An 18,793-nucleotide genomic window follows, 5' to 3' on the forward strand; every position below is an offset into this window, starting at 1 on the left:
TAGCCCGGACGCGCGCGGCGGGCCGGGGCTCTTAAGCGGATCGAACACGCAAGGTACGCTCAACGCGATATGAGCGAGAACACCCAGAGCCCCCGCAAGCCGCGCGTGGCCGTCGTCTTCGGCGGACGCAGCTCCGAGCACGCCATCTCGGTCGTCACGGCCGGCGCCGTCCTCAAGGCCATCGACCGGACCAAGTACGACGTGCTGCCCATCGGCATCACCACGGACGGGCGCTGGGCGCTGACCGCCGACGCCCCCGAGCGGATGGCGATCGCCGACCGCGCCCTGCCGAACGTCACGGACCTCGCCGAATCCGAGCAGGGCGGCGTGGTCCTCTCCGTCGACCCGGCCAACCGCGAGGTCGTGTACGCCGAGCCCGGCTCCGTGCCCAAGGCCCTCGGCGAGGTCGACGTCGTCTTCCCGATGCTGCACGGTCCGTACGGCGAGGACGGCACCCTCCAGGGCCTCCTGGAGCTCTCCGGCGTCCCCTACGTCGGCGCGGGCGTGCTCGCCTCCGCCGTCGGCCAGGACAAGGAGTACATGAAGCGGGTGTTCACCTCCTTCGGGCTGCCCGTCGGCCCGTACGAGGTCATCCGGCCGCGCGAGTGGGAGCAGAGCCCCGCGGCCGCCCGCAAGAAGATCGTCGAGTTCGCCGCCGACCACGGCTGGCCGCTCTTCGTGAAGCCGGCCCGGGGCGGCTCTTCCATGGGCATCACCAAGGTCGACGACCTCTCGGGCCTGGACGAGGCCATCGAGGAGGCCCGGCGCCACGACCCGAAGATCCTCGTCGAGTCGCTGCTGCGCGGCCGTGAGATCGAGTGCGGCGTCCTGGAGTTCGAGGACGGCCCGCGCGCGAGCGTGCCGGCGGAGATCCCGCCCGTCACCGACCACGACTTCTACGACTTCGAGGCCAAGTACATCGACTCGGCGTCCGGCATCGTCCCCGCGCCGATCGGCGACGAGGCCACCGCCGAGGTCCAGCGGCTCGCCGTCGCCGCGTACGAGGCCGTCTCCTGCGAGGGCCTGGTCCGCGCCGACTTCTTCCTCACCGAGGACGGCGAGTTCGTGATCAACGAGATCAACACCATGCCGGGCTTCACCCCCATCTCCATGTACCCGCGCATGTGGCAGGAGAGCGGTGTCGGCTACCCCGAGCTGGTGGACCGCCTGATCCAGGCGGCCCTCAACCGCTCCACGGGCCTGCGCTAGCGCAAGGCGCTAGTCGCACTCCGGTTCCAGGGCGCAGGGCACGGCCTTCTCTACGGGGGCGGCGAGATCGACGAGCGGTCCGATGTCATGGGCGAACCGCTCGTCGAGGCTCACCTCGATGTACGTCTCGCGATACACCGAGGTGAACCGGGGGCCGTCGCCCTCGCGCTGCTCCAGCATCCAGCGCACGCCGTCCACCGAGACACCCTGCGTCTGCGGATCGCTCATCTTCTCGGGCCGGGGGACCCCGCAGCGCAGTACGATCGCCGCATCCCCCCACCCGGCGGTCAGCTCGGAGTCCGGCTCAGGATCGTTCCGTTCCAGCCCCGCCACGGTGTCGGGAAGCTCCTTCGCCAGAGCCTGGCAGAGGGTCGCCTCCCCGGCCGGCGGGCTGGGAACCGGGATCGAAGCCTTCGCGTCCGTGAAGGAGCATCCCGCGGCGGTCAGCAACAGCAACGCGGCCGCGACGGCGGCGGGCAGGCCGAAAGGCCGGTGGGAAGACATCACCGGCCAAGGGTAGACGGGGGCTACAGATGCACGACCGGGCAGGTGAGGGTCCGCGTGATGCCTTCCACTTGCTGGACCTTGGCGACCACCATGCGGCCGAGTTCGTCGACCGTGTCGGCCTGGGCGCGGACGATGACGTCGTACGGTCCCGTCACGTCTTCCGCCTGGATCACTCCCGCGATCTTGGAGATGGTCTCGGCGACGGTCGACGCCTTGCCCACCTCGGTCTGGATGAGGATGTACGCCTGTACCACGGAACCTCCAGGGCGGCCACGAGGATCTTGTGGGAGAAAGAGACGCCACGGTACCGCGTCGCCGCGGGCCGCGGGGAGACCTGCGTGCCCCGAGGCGCCCACAGTGTGGCGTAGACAAGACAGCAGTTGACGGTCTAGACGGTTCCTCATTGACGGTACCGCACGACAACACGAGGTGAGACGCGGTGAAGGGCACAGTAGGAGAGTTGGGGGAGTTCGGGCTCATCAGAGAGCTCACCTCCCGGCTCACCTCCACCCCGGCGGTGCGGATCGGACCCGGCGACGACGCCGCGGTCGTCTCCGCACCCGACCGGCGCGTGGTGGCCAGTACGGACATCCTGCTCGAAGGGCGTCACTTCCGCCGCGACTGGTCGACGGCGTACGACGTCGGCCGCAAGGCCGCCGCGCAGAACCTCGCCGACATCGCCGCCATGGGCGCCGTCCCCACCGCTCTCCTCCTCGGCCTGGTCGTGCCGGCCGAACTCCCGGTCACCTGGCCCACCGAGCTGATGGACGGCCTGCGGGACGAGTGCCAGGTCGCGGGCGCGGCCGTCGTCGGCGGCGACGTCGTCCGCGGCGACACCATCACGGTGGCCATCACCGCCCTCGGCGACCTGCGCAACCACGACCCGGTGACGCGGGGCGGAGCCCAGCCGGGCGACGTCGTCGCGTACACGGGCTGGCTCGGCTGGTCCGCGGCCGGCTACGCGGTCCTCTCCCGCGGCTTCCGCTCCCCGCGCGCCTTCGTCGAGGCCCACCGGCGTCCCGAGCCGCCCTATCACGCGGGCCCCGCGGCCGCCGGGCTCGGCGCCACCGCCATGTGCGACGTCAGCGACGGGCTCATCGCCGACCTCGGCCACATCGCGGAGGCCAGCAAGGTCCGCATCGACCTGCGCTCCGGACTCATCGACATCCCCACCCAGATGAACGACATCGGCCAGGCCGTGGGTGTGGACCCGCTGCAGTGGGTGCTCACCGGGGGAGAGGACCACGCGATCGTGGCAACCTTCCCGCCGGACGTGAAGCTGCCGGCCCGCTGGAAGGTCATCGGCGAGGTCCTGAACCCCTCCGCGCTGCCGCAGGTCACCGTGGACGGTGCGCCCTGGCACAGCAAGGGCGGCTGGGACCACTTCGGGGGCCACGAGTGACGCCGCCGCCGCTCGTCCTGACCGTCGCCGGATCCGACTCCGGCGGCGGCGCGGGGATCCAGGCCGACCTGAAGACGATGCTCGCCCTCGGCGTCCACGGCATGAGCGTGATCACCGCTGTCACCGCGCAGAACTCGCAGGGCGTGCGAGGCGCCTGGGAACTGCCCGTGGAGGCCGTACGGGCCCAGTACCGCGCCGTCGTCGACGACATCGGCGTCCAGGCCGTGAAGACCGGCATGCTGGCCTCCGCCGCACTGGTGGAGACGGTCGCGGGGCTTCTCGCCGGGACGGACGCGCCCGTCGTCGTGGACCCCGTCGGCGTCTCCAAGCACGGCGACCCGCTGCTCGCGGCCTCGGCGCTGGACTCCGTACGGACGAAGCTGCTGCCGGTCGCCACCGTCGCCACGCCCAACCTGGACGAGGTGGCACAGCTCACGGGCGTACGGGTCGGCTCGGAGGCGGATCTCCGGGAGGCCGCGGCCGCGGTCCTCGCGTACGGGCCGCGCTGGGCGCTCATCAAGGGCGGGCATCTCGACGGGGACGCCGTGGACCTGCTCACCGACGGCGACGAGGAGCACTGGCTGCGCGCGCCGCGCCACGACAACCGGCACACCCACGGCACGGGCTGCACCCTCGCCTCGGCGGTCGCGTCGGGGCTCGCGAAGGGGCTCGCCGTACCGGAGGCGGTGCGGGAGGCGAAGGCGTACGTGACCGGGGCGATCGCGGCCGGGTTCGCGCTGGGCGCGGGGATCGGCCCGGTGGACCACGGCTGGCGGTTCCGGCCCTAGGGGGCGCCGGGCATGGCAAAAGGCCGGTTCACCTAGGTGAACCGGCCTTTCAAGGCAACCGCAGGGGCTGCGCTACGACGAAACGTCGGCGTTAGCGCGAGACCTTGCCGGCCTTGATGCACGAGGTGCAGACGTTGAGCCGCTTCGGCGTCCGACCGACCACGGCACGCACACGCTGGATGTTCGGGTTCCAGCGACGAGACGTACGGCGGTGCGAGTGCGAAATGTTGTTGCCGAAGCCCGGCCCCTTGCCGCAGACGTCGCAGTTGGCAGCCACGGGTCACTCCAAAGACTTCAGATTTACAGTGAAATCCGGCGCACCGGAATCAGAGTTCTGAAGTGGCTTGCCGGGGGAATGGCCCGACTCTCGCCGGGCAACCGAAGCAGCATACAACGGCTGCTCCCGTAGAACGAAACTACCACGGACATCGCGGCCCCCGCCCCCGCCCCAGGTCACGAGCCGGTCTACCCTGCGGTGAGCTCACCGCAGACGGCCGCCTAGCAGGAGGATCACCAGTTGCCGCAGACCGCGCAGACCCTGGACGCCGCAGCGGTCCGATCCTGGTGCGTACGGGCGCTGGACGCGCTCGGCCGGGAGCGCGAGGAGATCGACGCGATCAACGTCTATCCGATCGCCGACGGGGACACCGGGACCAACCTGTACCTGACGGTGGAGTCCGCGGCCCAGGCGGTCGAGGCGGTCTTCGCAGCGGACGATCCCGACGCGGGTGAGGCCGTACGCGCCATGGCGCACGGCGCCCTGATCGGGGCCCGGGGCAACTCCGGAACGATTCTCTCCCAACTGCTGCGCGGCATGGCGTCCGTGCTCGCCGACGGGCGCGACGGCGATCACCTCGCCCGTGCCCTGACGGCGGCGGCCCGCGCGGCCCGGGAGGCCGTGGCGCACCCCGTCGAGGGAACGATCCTGAGCGTGGCGACGGCGGCGGCGGACGCGTGCGGAGGCGGCGGAAGCCTGGTGGCGGTGGCCAGAGGGGCGTACGAGGGGGCCAGGGCGGCCCTGGAGGCGACCCCCGGACAGCTGGCCGTCCTGGAGCGCGCGGGGGTCGTGGACGCGGGCGGACGGGGTCTGGTGGCGGTCCTCGGGGCGCTGGTGGAGGCCGTGTCGGGCGAGGCGCAGCTGCGCCCGCCGACGCGCGCGGTGCCCGCGGCCTCGCCGGAGGACTGCGCCCCGGGCGGTCCGGCCTTCGAGGTGATCTACCTCCTGGAGGCCGAGGACGCGGCCGTGGACCGGCTGCGGGCCAGGCTGGACGGGCTCGGCGACTCCCTGGTCGTGGTGGGCGGGGACGGGCTGTGGAACGTGCACGTCCACGTCGACGACGCGGGGGCGGCCGTGGAGGCGGGCGTGGAGGCGGGCCGCCCGTACCGGATCCGTATCACGCACTTCGCCGGCGCCTCGGAGGCCAGGGAGCGGCTCCAGCGGGCCGTCGTGGCGGTCGTACCGGGCGAGGGGCTGGCGGGCCTGTGCGCGGAGGCGGGCGCGACGACGGTGCTGGCCGGGCCGGGGGCCCCGCCCGCGAGCGGGGACCTGGTCGACGCGATCCGGCGGGCCCACGCGCGCGAGGTGGTGCTGCTGCCCAACGACACCGACCTGCGCCACACGGCGGGCGCGGCGGCCGAGCAGGCCCGCGCGGAGGGCATCCGGGTCGCCCTGATCCCGACCCGGGCTGCCGTCCAGGGCATCGCGGCGCTGGCCGTCCACGAGCCGGACCGGCGCTTCGACGAGGACGTCGTGGCGATGACGGCGGCGGCGGGGGCGACCCGCTACGCGGAACTCGCCGTCGCCGAACGCCAGTCCTTCACCTCGGCGGGCGTCTGCCAGGCCGGCGACGTCCTCGGCCTCATCGAGGGCGACGTCGCGGTCATCGGCCAGGACCTCACGGAAACGGCCCGCACGGTCCTGGACCGCATGCTCTCGGCGGGCGGCGAACTGGTGACCCTGATCGTCTCGGACGAGACGCCGCCGTCCCTGTCGGACTCCCTGGAACGCCACGTCCGCGAGACGTACCTGGCAGTGGACACCGCCACGTACCACGCGGGCGCGGGAGCCCCGCCACTCCTGATCGGCGTGGAGTAGCCGACGGCGCGGCGAGCGCGCGGCCCCACGGAGGGCGCCGCGGGCGGCCGCGGCGCGCGCCGGGAGGCCACCGTGCCTGCGGCCGGGGCCGCGACGCCCCGCCCTCTACGCCGTGCGGAGCCGCCGCGCCCCGTCGGGGGTTCGGGGCGGAGCGCCCGTTCCCGTCAGGGGGTCGTCTCCGCCCGTTCCAGGATCGACTCCGCCTGCTCCCGGCGTTCCGGGGCCGGGGGGTCCTCCGTGGTGGCGTACTCCGCCAGTACCCCACGTGCCAGCGCCACCGCCCGCGACGGGTCGTCCAGGTCCAGGTGGAGCCAGGCCGACAGGAGCTCCGCGGCCGTGCGGCGGTCGCGGTGGGCGGGGCCCGCCTCGCCGAACGCCGAGACCGCCCGCGTCGCGTACGACAGCGCCGCCCCCGCGTCCGTCTCCCCGAGCAGCTCCGCCGCCTGGAGGTACGTGTCCCCCCGCGCCACCAGGTCCGCCCCGCACGCCTCGGCCGCCGCGTCCATCAGCGCCCTGCCCTCGCCGTCCGCGCCGGCGATCCAGGCCCGGACCCGCAGGGTCCGCACGTACGCCGCCGTGTCGCCCAGCGCGCTCCACAGCTCGCCCGCCCGCTCGTACGCCGCCGCGGCCTCCGGCCGCAGCTCCGCCGCGAGCAGCGCCTGCGCCGCCAGGTTCGCGAGCATCGCGTGGTCCCGCTGCTCCGGCCACGCCTTCGCCAGCTCCGCCGCCCGCAGCCACTGCTCCGCCGCCGCCCGGGGCTCGTTCAACTGCGAGAGGCAGTCGCCGAGCCACCACAGCGTCTGGACGACCGTCCCGTCGCCGTGCTCCTCCACCGTGAGGTCCGGCAACACCGCCTCCAGAATTGCCGCGGCCTCCTCGACCCGCGACTCCCGCAGCAGCCAACCGCCCAGCTGATGCCGGGCGTACGCGCCGATGCCCCGGCTCTCGCCCGCCTCGTCGGCCCAGTGCGCCGCCTCCAGGGCGTGCGACCCCGCCTCGCCGAACCGCCCCGCCTCGGCGAGGACTTCGGCGAGCTGGAGCCTGAGCCGGGTCTGCCCGGCCGCGTCGGCGTACTCGGCACCGTGGTCGAGGGCCGCCCGCGCCGCCCGCTCGGCCGTCTCCAGGTCGCCCGTGTGCAGGGCGATCCGCGAGAGCCGCACCTCCGGCTCCACCGCGTACCAGGACATCCCGACCCGGTGGTAGAGCTCCGCCGCGTACGTGTACCGCCGGGCCGCCGACTCCGCGTCCCCCTCGTGCGCGGCCAGATCGCCCCGTACGGCCTCGGCCTCGGCGACCCGGTCCACGACCAGCGGGTCGTCGGCGTACGGCGCGGCGAAGGCCAGCAGCTCGTCCACGGCCCGCGCCAGTTCTCCGACGCCGTCGTGACCGCCGTCGCCGTCCTCCGGGTGCAGCCCCAGCAACCCGATCCGTACCCGGCTCAGCAGCGCCCCCGCCGCCTGCCGGGGCGTTGCCGCACCCTCGGCGTGCAGCGCGAGCACCCGGCCGATCGCCTCGTCGACCCCCTGCGCCGCCTCCGCCCCCCGGCCGTCGAGGGCGAGCGCGTACGCCGCCCTGGCCCGGGCGGCCGCCGCCTCACCCGGGTCGCCGGCCGACTCGTAGCCGTCCGCCGCCCGGTGGAACAGTCCGACCGACTCCGCAGGACCGAGATCCATCGACATGGCCCGGTGGTCGTCCAGCTCGGCCCGCCCGAGCGCGTCCAGTTCGACCTCGGCGGTTTCCACCGCCGCCCACGCGGCGCGCGCGGCCGGATTCCGCTCCGACGACAGCCGGCGCGCCTCCGCGAGCAGGTCGACCGGCTCCACCGCCGCCTCAGGCACGCGCGCGTGCGCCGGCCTCGGCACCGGACCCGCCGCTCGTACCCCCAGCGGCAGCCGGTCCAGGAGCGGCTCCGCGTCCATCCGGGCCCGTACGAGCTCCCCGACGCGGCCCGTCCCGTTGCGCTCGTCGAAGCGACGGGCGATCGCCAGCGCCTCCACGCGCGCGTGGGCGGCCAGTTCGGCGGCGGTCCACGTCGCGTCCCCGGCCCGCGCGGGCCCCGGGACCGACTGCCCGCCGAGCCCCAGTGCCACCAGCCGGTCCAGGAGCAGCGCCGTCACGGCCAGGAAGTCCATGTGGCTGTCCGGGTCGCCGCCGTCCGTGAGGTACGCCGGCCGTTCCGCCAGGATCTCCAGGCCCCGCGCCTCGTTCCCCGTCAGCGCGCAGAACTCGATGTGCTCCGCCGCCGCACCGCGCATGCTCTCCATCGGACGCACCAGCCGGTAGCCCCGCAGATGGTGCGCGCGGGCCTCGTCGATCCGGCCGAGCCGCACCAGCGGCAGCAGCGAGGAGGCCAGGACGGCGTGCGGCTCGTGCGCACAGGTGTGCTCGCCCGCGAGGACCGGAGCCCAGGTCCGCAGCGCCTGCTCGTCGTCGCCGAGCTCCACCGACCACACGCCCTGCCCGTGCAGTTCGCAGGCGAGGCAGTCCGCCATCCGGTCCCGCTCGGCCGCCAGCCAGGCCGCGTACGCCCGCCCGGCCCGCTCCAGGTCGCCGATGTGCCGCGCCACCCGGAACTCACCCTGCCGGACGGCCCGTTCCGAGTGGCCCGCCAGCCGGTAGCGGTGCTCCATCTCGCCGAGCCACTTCTCGATCGACGCGAGCGGGATGTGCGGCTGGTCGAGCATGCCGCTGGAGACCCACTTGAAGACCCAGTGCAGGGAGTGCGTCTCGTACGCGTCGAAGTCCGCCGGGTTGTCGTCCCACATCCGCAGCAGCCGCGAGAAGGGCACGAACATCTTCGCCTTCTCGGAGCTGTAGTTGTACGCCTGGAGCTGATGGCCCAGCGCCTCGATGACGGCCAGCGGCTCGCCGATCAGCTCGGCCTCGGCGAGGAGCCGCTCGGCGCGCGCGTTGCGCGCGGGTCCCTCCGGCTGCTGGGCGTTGTCCCGCATCGCCTCGCGGAGGGCCTCGAAGGTCAGGGTCATGCGTTGTTCTCCCCGTGGTGTGCGGCCCAGGCGAGCAGCCCCGCGAACGCCCGGTTGAGCAGGGCCGAGTCCGCCGGACGCAGCGGCCGCTGCGCCATCAGCAGGGCCTGCCCGTACAGCGCCTCGACGGCCGTCCCCGCCAGCTCCGGGTCGTCGAGCGAACCGATCCGGCGGATCAGCGGATTCAGGTGGTTGAGGACCAGCCGGGCCCTCGGCGCGCTGCCGCGCAGCGAGCCGAGGATGCCGGCCCACAGGTCGTCCGCCCGCTCCTCGGCCTCCGCCCGGGCCTGCTCGTGGCGGGCCGCCCGGTCGTCCAGGTGCAGCGCGGGCACGGTGAGCGGGTGGAAGGAGCGCAGCGACACGTCGCAGCCCAGCGGGTCCAGGGCGGCGCGCGCCACCGCGAGGAACGACGAGAGGGCCAGCTCCTGCGCCGGGTCGACCGAGTCGAGATGCGCGGTCACCGTGTCGGCGTCGAGCTCCGCGACGACGGTGCCGGGGCGGACCTCGGGCAGGCGCTCGACCAACTCCGTGTCGTACGTGTAGCCGCCGTTGACGACGCCGATGCCCTGCGCGGTCGCGATCGCGGCGACCTGCCGGTACTCCTCGACGGTCCGGGTGTAGTGCACGACCGGGTGACGCCGGGCGAACTCCTCCAGCGAGAGCCGGCCGTCCGTCGTCTCGAACGGCAGCCACGGCAGCATCGTCCGCAGCATCTCGCCGTCGTGCCGGGCCAGCGACTTCACCCCGAGGTGGTGCACGGCCAGGAACTCCTCCAGCCGCTCCGGGGCGCCCGCGGCCAGCTCACCGAGCCAGTTCCGCACGGCGGCGCCCAGGGCGTCCCGTACGCCCGCCAGCGTCTCGTCCTCGTACAGCGCCTCGCGCGACGCGGTCGGCCGCAGACAGTCCGTGTCGAGGACGCAGCGCACGAAGAACGCCCAGTCGGGCAGCAGCCCGTCGGCCCGGTCGGTGAGCAGCATGCCCTTGAGGTGGACCCGGTGGCCGGCGCGCTGGGCGGGGCTGACCGCCGACGGAAGGACGTACGCCACCCCCCGGATCCCGGCCAGCGGAAGATCCAGGTCGATCGAGTCGAGCGGCGAGAAGCCGAAGACCTCCCGGCAGTGCCCGGCGAGCGCGACCCGCCGGGCCGCCGGGCTCGGGTACGAGCGGTCCCAGGGCGCGGGCAGATCGGTGACCGGCGCGTCCCCCACCCGTACTTCGTACGGGAGGAGCGAGCCGTACTCGCGGGCCAGCGCGAGGACCCGCTCCTCGGTCAGCCACTCGCCGGAACCGGGGCGCCCGGTGAGGTGCACGGTGGTACCCGGCTCGGTGCGCGCGCCGTCCGGGAGCGTGCGGACGGTGTACGAACCGTCGTCGCGGGCCGTCCACTCCACCGGAGGGGCGGCGGGCGTACGGGCGCTGCGGCTGACCACCCGGATCTCGGCGGCGACCACGAAGCAGGCCAGCAGCCCGATGCCGAACTGCCCCAGGAACTCGCTCCGGGCGCTCGCGATGCCGGCGGCGTCCGCCCGCTTCGAACTGCGGCCGATCGTGGCCAGCAGGCTGTGGACGTCCTGCTCGGTCAGCCCGATGCCGCTGTCCTCGACGCGCAGGCTGCCGCCGTCCGCGTACAGCCGGACCCGGGCCGGGGCGTCCGGCTCCTCGGCGCGGCGCGCGGTGATCGCGTCCACGGCGTTCTGCAGCAGTTCGCGCAGGTAGACCCGGGGGCTCGAATAGAGGTGGTGGGAGAGGAGATCCACGAGTCCGCGCAGATCGACCTGGAAGGTGTGCGGTGTCTGATCAGCAGTCATCGTCGCTGCGCCGGTGGGGGAGAGACGACGGCGCGGGTCGGGCGATCCCGGCGGGCGGTGATCGCGGGGCGGCACGGGGGGAGACGCGTCATCCTAGGGGGCACGGCGCCGACGTGACCAGGAGATATCCGCAGCCTGCGGGACGGGTGTCAGTCCGGTGGTGTGCAATGGAACGCGTGCCAGTGCTCGACGAACCTCTGAAGAACCTCCTCGGCGCCGCCACCGCGAAGGTGATGGCCGAGCACCTCGACCTGCGTACGGTCGGGGATCTCCTCCACCACTACCCCCGGCGGTACGCCGAGCGCGGTGAGCTCACCGCCCTCGCCGACCTGCCGCTGGACGAGCACGTCACGGTGGTCGCGCAGGTGGCCGACGCCCGCGTGCTGACCTTCAACAAGGGCGGCCGGGGCAAGGGCCAGCGCCTGGAGGTCACCCTCACCGACGGCAGCGGGCGGATGCAGCTCGTCTTCTTCGGCCGGGCCGTCCACTTCCACCAGAAGGAGCTGCTGCCGGGCCGGCGCGGGATGTTCGCGGGCAAGGTGGGGGTCTTCAACCGCAAGCTCCAGCTCACCCACCCCGAGTACAAGCTCCTGGACGCCGAGAGCAGCGACGAGACCGTCAAGGCTTTCGCGAACGAGCTGCTGCCGATCTACCCCGCCTGCAAGCAGCTGGAGTCCTGGACCATCGAGCAGTCCGTCTCCATCGCCCTGGACTCCCTGGCCGCCACCGGCTGGGCCGGGCTCGCCGACCCGCTGCCGCCGGCCCTGCGCGAGGACCGCGGCCTCGCCGAACTGCCCGAGGCGCTCCAGAAGGTGCACCGGCCCCGTACGAAGGCCGACATCGAGGACGCCCGGCAGCGGCTCAAGTGGGACGAGGCCTTCGTCCTCCAGGTCGCCCTCGCCCGCCGCCGGCACGCCGACACCCAGCTGCCGGCCGTCGCCCGCCGGACCACCCCCGGCGGAATCCTCGACGCCTTCGACGCCAAGCTGCCCTTCACCCTCACCGACGGCCAGAAGAAGGTCTCGAAGGAGATCTTCGACGACCTCGCCACCGAGCACCCCATGCACCGCCTCCTCCAGGGCGAGGTCGGCTCCGGCAAGACCATGGTCGCCCTGCGGGCCATGCTCGCCGTCGTCGACAGCGGGGGGCAGGCCGTGATGCTGGCCCCCACCGAGGTCCTCGCCCAGCAGCACCACCGCTCGATCACCGAGATGATGGGCGAGCTCGCCCAGGCCGGCATGCTCGGCGGGGCCGAGCAGGCCACCAAGGTCGTGCTGCTCACCGGCTCCATGGGCGCCGCCGCCCGCCGGCAGGCCCTCCTCGACCTGGTCACCGGCGAGGCCGGCATCGTCATCGGCACGCACGCGCTGATCGAGGACAAGGTCCAGTTCCACGACCTCGGTCTCGTCGTCGTCGACGAGCAGCACCGCTTCGGCGTGGAGCAGCGCGACGCCCTGCGCGGGAAGGGCAAGCAGCCGCCCCACCTGCTGGTCATGACGGCCACGCCCATCCCGCGCACGGTCGCCATGACCGTCTTCGGGGACCTGGAGACCTCCGTCCTGGACCAGCTGCCCGCCGGCCGCTCCCCGATCGCCAGCCATGTCGTCCCGGCCGCCGACAAACCGCACTTCCTCGCACGGGCGTGGGAGCGCGTGCGCGAGGAGGTGGAGAACGGCCACCAGGCGTACGTGGTCTGCCCGCGCATCGGCGACGACGAGGACGAGAAGCAGAAGCGGAAGGCGTCCCCCGAGGACGAGGCCGAGAAGCGGCCGCCGCTCGCCGTCCTCGAGGTCGCCGAGAAGCTTCGCGCGGGCCCCCTCGCCGGTCTCCGCGTCGAGGTCCTGCACGGCCGGATGCACCCCGACGACAAGGACGCCGTCATGCGCCGCTTCGCCGCGGGCGAGGCGGACGTCCTGGTCGCCACCACCGTCATCGAGGTCGGCGTCAACGTCCCCAACGCCACCGCCATGGTGATCATGGACGCGGACCGCTTCGGCGTCTCCCAGCTCCACCAGCTCCGCGGCCGTGTCGGCCGGGGCTCCGCACCCGGCCTCTGCCTCCTCGTCACCGAGATGCCCGAGGCGAGCCCGGCCCGCCAGCGCCTCGGCGCCGTCGCCTCCACCCTCGACGGCTTCGAGCTCTCCCGCATCGACCTCGAACAGCGCCGCGAGGGCGACGTCCTCGGCCAGGCCCAGTCCGGCGTCCGCTCCTCCCTGCGGATGCTCACCGTCCTCGACGACGAGGAGGTCATCGCCGCCGCCCGCGAGGAGGCCACCGCAGTGGTCCACGCCGACCCCGGCCTCGACGACCACCCCGAGCTGCGCACCGCCCTGGACGCGCTCCTGGACAAGGAGCGGGAGGAGTTCCTGGAGAAGGGGTGACGGCACACCCCGCCCACCGGCCATATCGTGGAGGCACAGGAGCCCGGAAGCACAAGGACAAGGACCTCAGATGACCCGCGTGATCGCCGGTACCGCCGGCGGACGCCGACTGGCCGTGCCGCCCGGCAACGGCACCCGCCCGACCTCCGACCGGGCGCGCGAGGGCCTCTTCTCCACCTGGGAGTCGCTCCTCGGCACCCTCCACGGGACCCGTGTCGCCGATCTGTACGCGGGTTCGGGCGCCGTAGGTCTGGAGGCTCTCTCCCGGGGCGCGGTGCACGCCCTCCTCGTCGAGGCCGATGCCCGCGCCGCCCGGACCGTCCGCGAGAACATCCGGTCGCTCGGACTTCCCGGCGCCGAACTCCGGACCGGCAAAGCGGAACAGATCGTGACAGGAGCGGCGCCCGCCGCCCCGTACGACCTGGTCTTCCTCGACCCGCCCTACGCCGTCTCGGACGACGATCTTCGCGAGATCCTCCTCACACTCCGCTCCGGGGGCTGGATCGCCGACGATGCCGTCGTCACCGTGGAGCGCAGCACCCGAGGCGGCGAGTTCGCCTGGCCGGCCGGTTTCACATCACTCCGGGCCCGTCGCTACGGCGAGGGAACGTTTTGGTACGGTCGCGCCGCCTCTACGTGCGAAGACGCACGATGACCGGACCGGAGAGCGAGGGACCCAAGTTGCGCCGCGCCGTCTGTCCGGGGTCATTCGACCCCATCACCAACGGACACCTCGACATCATCGCCCGCGCCTCCAAGCTGTACGACGTCGTGCACGTCGCGGTGATGATCAATCAGTCCAAGCGAGGACTGTTCACGGTCGACGAGCGGATCGAGCTGATCCGCGAAGTCACCGCCGACTTCGGAAACGTCGAGGTCGAGGCCTTCCACGGCCTGCTCGTCGACTTCTGCAAGCAGCGCGACATCCCCGCGATCGTCAAGGGTCTGCGCGCGGTCAGCGACTTCGACTACGAGCTGCAGATGGCACAGATGAACAACGGGCTCTCGGGCGTCGAGACCCTGTTCGTCCCCACCAACCCGACGTACAGCTTCCTGTCGTCCTCCCTGGTCAAGGAGGTCGCGGCCTGGGGCGGCGACGTCTCCCACCTGGTCCCGCAGGCCGTCCTCCCCAGGCTCACCGAGCGGCTCGCCGAGCGGCGCGCCGAGCAGTGACCCGCTGCGACCGTCCCTGACGGTCCGTCACCTGGTGTCGTACGGGGGGCGACTGCCCTTACAGTCGTCCCGTCCGTCTCCATCCAGCTGTAGAGAGTGGCGAGCACCCGGTGGACGTGCAGAAGAAGCTCGACGAGATCGTTTCGGCGGTCGCCAACGCCCGCTCCATGCCCATGTCGGCGTCCTGCGTGGTCAACCGCGCCGAGCTGCTCGCCATGCTCGAAGAGGTACGGGAGGCCCTGCCGGGCTCCCTGGCCCAGGCCCAGGAGCTCCTCGGCGGCCGGGAGCAGATGGTGGAGCACGCCCGCCAGGAGGCGGAGCGGATCATCGAGGCCGCCCACGCCGAGCGCGGCTCGCTGATCTCGGACACCCAGGTCGCCCGACAGTCCCAGGACGAGGCGGACCGGATCCTCTCCGAGGCCCGCCGGGAGGCCGAGGAGATCCGCGCCGAGGCCGACGACTACGTCGACTCCAAGCTCGCCAACTTCGAGGTCGTCCTCAACAAGACCATCGGGTCCGTCGACCGCGGCCGCGAGAAGCTGCTCGGCCGCGGCCCCGGCCTGGACGAGCAGGGCTACGCCGACGAGGACGCCCCGGAGTACAGCGCGGACCCGCAGACCCTGATCCACCGGGCCGACGAGTACGTCGACGCCAAGCTCGGCGCCTTCGAGGCCGTGCTCTCCAAGACCCTGGAGGCCGTCGGCCGCGGCCGGCAGAAACTGCACGGGCGGATCGCCACCGACGACCTCGGCGCGCACATGGCCGCCCAGGACGCGGCCGGCAACTCCGTGCACACCAGCGACGCGGACTACCTGGCAGGGCTCGCGGAGCTGGCCGACCCGGAGCCGGTGCAGCAGCCCGTCATGCAGCAGGCCCCGCAGATCCCGGCGCAGCAGCCGGACCCGTACGGGTACCAGCAGCAGCCGCAGGACGCCTACGCCTATCAGCAGGCCGACCCCTACGCGTACCAGCAGCAGCCGGATCCGTACGCGGTCGCGGGCAACGGCGCCGGAGCCTATGCCGCGCCCTCCTACGAGCAGCAGTACGGCTACGAGCAGCAGCAGCCGCAGGTCCCGCAGCCGCAGGCCGCCGCGCTCGACGAGACCAGCTTCTTCGATACGAGCATGATCGATCTGGAGCAGCTGCGCCGGTACGAGCAGGGTCACGGCCACGGCCAGGGGCACTGAGCGATCCGCTCCACGGGCCCGGATTGGGCCCTGAGCGAAGCGTCCAGTATCCTGGCTCTTCGGTCGCGCGTATGCCCGCGATCCATGCTGCCCGCTTCGTCTCTCGATTCGAACGCGGCAGCCCCCTCACGATCCGAAAGCAGGAAGAGCCCTGAGCACGCGCCTCGACCACCGCAACCCCCTCGTGTTCGACACACACGAGCTGGGGCGGCGTCCTGGTGCCCTCCAGAGGATCTCCCGCTCGGTCGAAGCCCCCAAGAACTTCGGTGTCGAAGGGGTCATCGGTGTGCCGGAAGGCGCGCCGGTGGAGATCGACCTCCGTCTCGAGTCGGTCATGGAAGGGGTGCTTGTCACAGGCACCGCCCGTGCATCGGCCGAGGGGGAGTGCGTAAGGTGTCTGGAGCCCGTCGAGCTCGAGCTCGACGTGGACTTCCAGGAGATGTTCTCGTACCCCGACTCCGACGACCGGGGCCGCTCCAAGGTGGCCGCGGACGACGAAGCCGAGGCTGACGAGGACATGATCCCCCTCGAGGACGGCATGTTCGACCTCGAACCCGTGCTGCGCGATGCGGTGGTGCTCGCACTGCCGATGCAGCCGGTGTGCCGGGAGGACTGTGCGGGTCTGTGTTCCGAGTGTGGAACCAACCTGAACGACAACCCGGACCACCACCACGATGCCGTCGACATGCGTTGGGCGGCACTGCAGGGACTCGCCGGTTCGCTGGGAACCGATGAGAAGGACAACATGAGCGGCGCCGAAGCTGGCGTCGACGAGAAGCAGGAGAAGTAGCCGTGGCTGTTCCGAAGCGGAAGATGTCGCGCAGCAACACGCGCCACCGCCGGTCGCAGTGGAAGGCTGCGGTCCCCACCCTGGTTTCGTGTGAGCGTTGCCAGGAGCCGAAGCAGCAGCACATCGCGTGCCCGAGCTGCGGCACCTACAACAAGCGCCAGGTCCTCTCGGTCTGAGTGGCTGGTGAGAGGCGCAATGTCTGAGTCCAACAAGACGGACAATGCCTCGTCCCACACGCTTCTGGAAGGGCGGCTCGGGTATCAGCTCGAGTCCGCCCTTCTGGTGCGTGCGCTGACGCACCGCTCGTACGCGTACGAGAACGGCGGTCTGCCCACCAACGAGCGTCTGGAGTTCCTCGGGGACTCCGTGCTCGGCCTGGTGGTCACGGACACGCTGTACCGCACCCACCCCGACCTGCCCGAGGGCCAGCTGGCCAAGCTGCGGGCCGCGGTGGTCAACTCGCGTGCGCTGGCGGAGGTCGGTCGCGGCCTCGAACTCGGCTCCTTCATCCGGCTCGGCCGGGGCGAAGAGGGCACGGGCGGCCGGGACAAGGCATCCATCCTCGCCGACACCCTTGAAGCGGTGATCGGTGCGGTCTATCTCGACCAGGGCCTCGACGCGGCCTCGGAGCTGGTGCACCGGCTCTTCGACCCGCTGATCGAGAAGTCCTCGAACCTCGGTGCAGGACTGGACTGGAAGACCAGCCTCCAGGAGCTCACCGCGGCCGAGGGCCTGGGTGTTCCGGAGTACCTCGTCACGGAGACGGGTCCGGACCACGAGAAGACCTTCACTGCTGCCGCCCGCGTCGGTGGTGTCTCGTACGGCACCGGCACCGGCCGCAGCAAGAAGGAAGCGGAACAGCAGGCGGCGGAGTCCGCATGGCGCGCGATCCGCGCGGCGGCGGACGAGCGTCTCGCGGCCGCGAAGGCCGCGGCGGAGGCGGGCGAGACCGACCCGACCGGCGCCGGCGAGCAGCCGACGAGCGGCGGGGCGCCGACGCCCGCCGGCCTTCCGACGGACTGACCGCTCCTTCGAGCAGGAACCACCCGCCCGCCCTCCGGCTCCGGAGGGCGGGCGGACCTCTTTCCGCAGGCGGCTCCGGCCCGGCGCCCGCCCCGGCACCCGGCCCGGGGCGAAGGGCGCCCCGGCGGTAGGCTGCGGCCATCGTCCACCCCACTTCCCGGAGGAGCCCGTGCCCGAGTTGCCCGAGGTCGAGGTCGTACGGCGCGGACTGGAGCGCTGGGTCGGCGGGCGGACCGTGGGCGAGGTCGAGGTGCTGCACCCGCGTGCGGTACGCAGGCACCCGGCCGGCGGCGCGGACTTCGCCGCCCGCCTCAAGGGCCACACCTTCGGCATCGCACGCCGGCGCGGCAAGTACCTCTGGATCCCGCTGGCGGACACCGGCGCCTCGGTCCTCGGCCACCTCGGGATGAGCGGGCAGCTGCTCGTGCAGCCCGAGACCACCCCGGACGAGAAGCATCTGCGCATCCGGGTCCGGTTCGAGGACGGCCTCGGTACCGAGCTGCGCTTCGTCGACCAGCGCACCTTCGGCGGACTCTCGCTCCACGACAACACCCCCGACGGGCTGCCCGACGTCATCGCGCACATCGCCCGCGACCCGCTGGACCCGGAGTTCGACGACGCCGCCTTCCAGGCGGCCCTGCGCCTGCGCCGTACGACGATCAAGCGGGCGCTGCTCGACCAGACGCTGATCAGCGGGGTCGGCAACATCTACGCGGACGAGGCGCTCTGGCGCGCCCGGCTGCACTACGACCGGCCGACCGCCACGCTCACCCGGCCCCGCTCGGCAGAACTCCTCGGCCACGTACGGGACGTGATGAACGCGGCCCTCGCCGTCGGCGGGACCAGCTTCGACAGCCTGTACGTCAACGTCAACGGCGAGTCGGGCTACTTCGACAGGTCGCTCGACGCGTACGGGCGTGAGGACGAGCCGTGCCACCGCTGCGGCACTCCGATGCGCCGCCGTCCCTGGATGAACCGGTCGAGCTACTTCTGCCCGCGCTGCCAGCGCCCGCCGCGCGCTACGGCGTGACGGCCGCCCGGCCCGTGTCGTACCGCTCGCGCGCCGACAGGACCTCCGGCATCCGGCCCTCCACCAGCTCGATCAGACCGACGAGCCGCCCGGCGACCTCGCGTCCCAGCGGTGTGAGCGTGTAGTCCACGCGCGGCGGGTTCGTCGGCTGCGCCTCGCGGTGCACGAGCCCGTCCCGCTCCAGGGCGTGCAGGGTCTGCGACAGCATCTTCTCGCTCACGCCGTCGACCCGGCGCCGCAGCTCGTTGAAGCGGAAGGTCCCCTCGTACAGGGCGCCGAGAGTGAGACTGCCCCATCGCCCGGTCACATGCTCCAGGGTGACGCGCGACTGGCAGGCCCGGGCGAACACGTCGAAGGCGAGGTCGTCACTCATGTCCTCACCGTACTGCGGCACAGCGCTCACCGCCGGGTTGCGC

18 protein-coding genes are annotated in these 18,793 nt (G+C 72.7%); 12 read left to right on the forward strand and 6 right to left on the reverse strand.

What is annotated here, in order from left to right; all coding sequences use genetic code 11:
- Positions 1-69 precede the first annotated feature (69 nt).
- On the forward strand, positions 70-1,209 hold the full coding sequence (locus tag ACFVGW_RS29690) for a D-alanine--D-alanine ligase family protein (protein ID WP_385854107.1): 1,140 nt from the start codon (positions 70-72) through the stop codon (positions 1,207-1,209).
- Between the two features lie 9 nt (positions 1,210-1,218).
- On the opposite strand, the gene ACFVGW_RS29695 is transcribed toward ACFVGW_RS29690, so the two are convergent.
- Positions 1,219-1,713 (reverse strand): DUF3515 domain-containing protein, encoded by a 495-nt coding sequence (locus tag ACFVGW_RS29695; RefSeq protein WP_385854172.1) that lies wholly within the window; start codon positions 1,711-1,713, stop codon positions 1,219-1,221.
- Between the two features lie 23 nt (positions 1,714-1,736).
- Complete coding sequence (locus tag ACFVGW_RS29700) at positions 1,737-1,970, reverse strand: Lrp/AsnC ligand binding domain-containing protein (protein WP_352190331.1); 234 nt, start codon at positions 1,968-1,970, stop codon at positions 1,737-1,739.
- Between the two features lie 185 nt (positions 1,971-2,155).
- On the opposite strand from ACFVGW_RS29700, the gene ACFVGW_RS29705 reads away from it, so the two are divergent.
- Together ACFVGW_RS29705 and thiD are read left to right on the forward strand one after the other, a co-directional pair.
- Positions 2,156-3,118 carry a thiamine-phosphate kinase gene (locus ACFVGW_RS29705; protein ID WP_352190330.1) on the forward strand — a complete coding sequence of 321 codons (963 nt, stop codon included), beginning with the start codon at positions 2,156-2,158 and terminating at the stop codon, positions 3,116-3,118.
- A complete protein-coding gene (thiD, locus tag ACFVGW_RS29710) occupies positions 3,115-3,906 on the forward strand; it encodes a bifunctional hydroxymethylpyrimidine kinase/phosphomethylpyrimidine kinase (protein ID WP_385854108.1) in 792 nt (263 codons plus the stop codon). Before ACFVGW_RS29705 ends, thiD begins: the two co-directional genes overlap by 4 nt.
- A gap of 91 nt (positions 3,907-3,997) precedes the next feature.
- Here the strand turns inward: thiD and rpmB are convergent, their stop codons facing one another.
- Entirely contained in the window at positions 3,998-4,183 is a 186-nt protein-coding gene (rpmB, locus tag ACFVGW_RS29715; protein WP_003957616.1) for a 50S ribosomal protein L28, read from the reverse strand.
- Positions 4,184-4,423: 240 nt separating this feature from the next.
- Between rpmB and ACFVGW_RS29720 the strand changes: the two genes are divergently transcribed.
- Positions 4,424-6,001, forward strand: a complete 1,578-nt coding sequence (locus ACFVGW_RS29720; RefSeq protein WP_385854109.1) for a DAK2 domain-containing protein — start codon at positions 4,424-4,426, stop codon at positions 5,999-6,001.
- A gap of 164 nt (positions 6,002-6,165) precedes the next feature.
- On the opposite strand, the gene ACFVGW_RS29725 is transcribed toward ACFVGW_RS29720, so the two are convergent.
- A complete protein-coding gene (locus tag ACFVGW_RS29725; protein ID WP_385854110.1) occupies positions 6,166-8,985 on the reverse strand; it encodes a tetratricopeptide repeat protein in 2,820 nt (939 codons plus the stop codon).
- A complete protein-coding gene (locus ACFVGW_RS29730) occupies positions 8,982-10,793 on the reverse strand; it encodes an HSP90 family protein (protein ID WP_385854111.1) in 1,812 nt (603 codons plus the stop codon). Before ACFVGW_RS29730 ends, ACFVGW_RS29725 begins: the two co-directional genes overlap by 4 nt.
- Before the next feature lie 167 nt (positions 10,794-10,960).
- Here ACFVGW_RS29730 and recG point away from each other — a divergent pair, with 167 nt between their 5' ends.
- The 8 genes from recG to mutM all read left to right on the forward strand — a co-directional run bounded on the left by recG (position 10,961) and on the right by mutM (position 18,377).
- A complete protein-coding gene (recG, locus tag ACFVGW_RS29735; protein ID WP_385854112.1) occupies positions 10,961-13,174 on the forward strand; it encodes an ATP-dependent DNA helicase RecG in 2,214 nt (737 codons plus the stop codon).
- 70 nt (positions 13,175-13,244) lie between these two features.
- On the forward strand, positions 13,245-13,829 hold the full coding sequence (gene rsmD, locus ACFVGW_RS29740; RefSeq protein WP_383226662.1) for a 16S rRNA (guanine(966)-N(2))-methyltransferase RsmD: 585 nt from the start codon (positions 13,245-13,247) through the stop codon (positions 13,827-13,829).
- 26 nt (positions 13,830-13,855) lie between these two features.
- Entirely contained in the window at positions 13,856-14,347 is a 492-nt protein-coding gene (gene coaD / locus ACFVGW_RS29745; RefSeq protein ID WP_352190356.1) for a pantetheine-phosphate adenylyltransferase, read from the forward strand.
- Positions 14,348-14,457: 110 nt separating this feature from the next.
- Positions 14,458-15,534, forward strand: a complete 1,077-nt coding sequence (locus tag ACFVGW_RS29750) for an ATP synthase F0 subunit B (RefSeq protein ID WP_385854113.1) — start codon at positions 14,458-14,460, stop codon at positions 15,532-15,534.
- 184 nt (positions 15,535-15,718) lie between these two features.
- On the forward strand, positions 15,719-16,324 hold the full coding sequence (locus ACFVGW_RS29755) for a YceD family protein (RefSeq protein WP_383309841.1): 606 nt from the start codon (positions 15,719-15,721) through the stop codon (positions 16,322-16,324).
- 2 nt (positions 16,325-16,326) lie between these two features.
- Entirely contained in the window at positions 16,327-16,500 is a 174-nt protein-coding gene (rpmF, locus tag ACFVGW_RS29760) for a 50S ribosomal protein L32 (protein WP_030496967.1), read from the forward strand.
- Positions 16,501-16,519: 19 nt separating this feature from the next.
- Complete coding sequence (gene rnc, locus ACFVGW_RS29765) at positions 16,520-17,347, forward strand: ribonuclease III (protein WP_383570290.1); 828 nt, start codon at positions 16,520-16,522, stop codon at positions 17,345-17,347.
- 169 nt (positions 17,348-17,516) lie between these two features.
- Positions 17,517-18,377, forward strand: a complete 861-nt coding sequence (gene mutM / locus ACFVGW_RS29770; protein WP_352190321.1) for a bifunctional DNA-formamidopyrimidine glycosylase/DNA-(apurinic or apyrimidinic site) lyase — start codon at positions 17,517-17,519, stop codon at positions 18,375-18,377.
- Here mutM and ACFVGW_RS29775 read toward each other — a convergent pair.
- Positions 18,367-18,750, reverse strand: coding sequence for a helix-turn-helix domain-containing protein (locus ACFVGW_RS29775; protein ID WP_352190320.1), 384 nt, complete (start codon positions 18,748-18,750; stop codon positions 18,367-18,369). The two genes, mutM and ACFVGW_RS29775, sit on opposite strands and share 11 nt — an antisense overlap.
- Between the last annotated feature and the right edge of the window lie 43 nt (positions 18,751-18,793).

This window comes from Streptomyces sp. NPDC127129, assembly GCF_042671585.1.
Classification (GTDB): domain Bacteria; phylum Actinomycetota; class Actinomycetes; order Streptomycetales; family Streptomycetaceae; genus Streptomyces.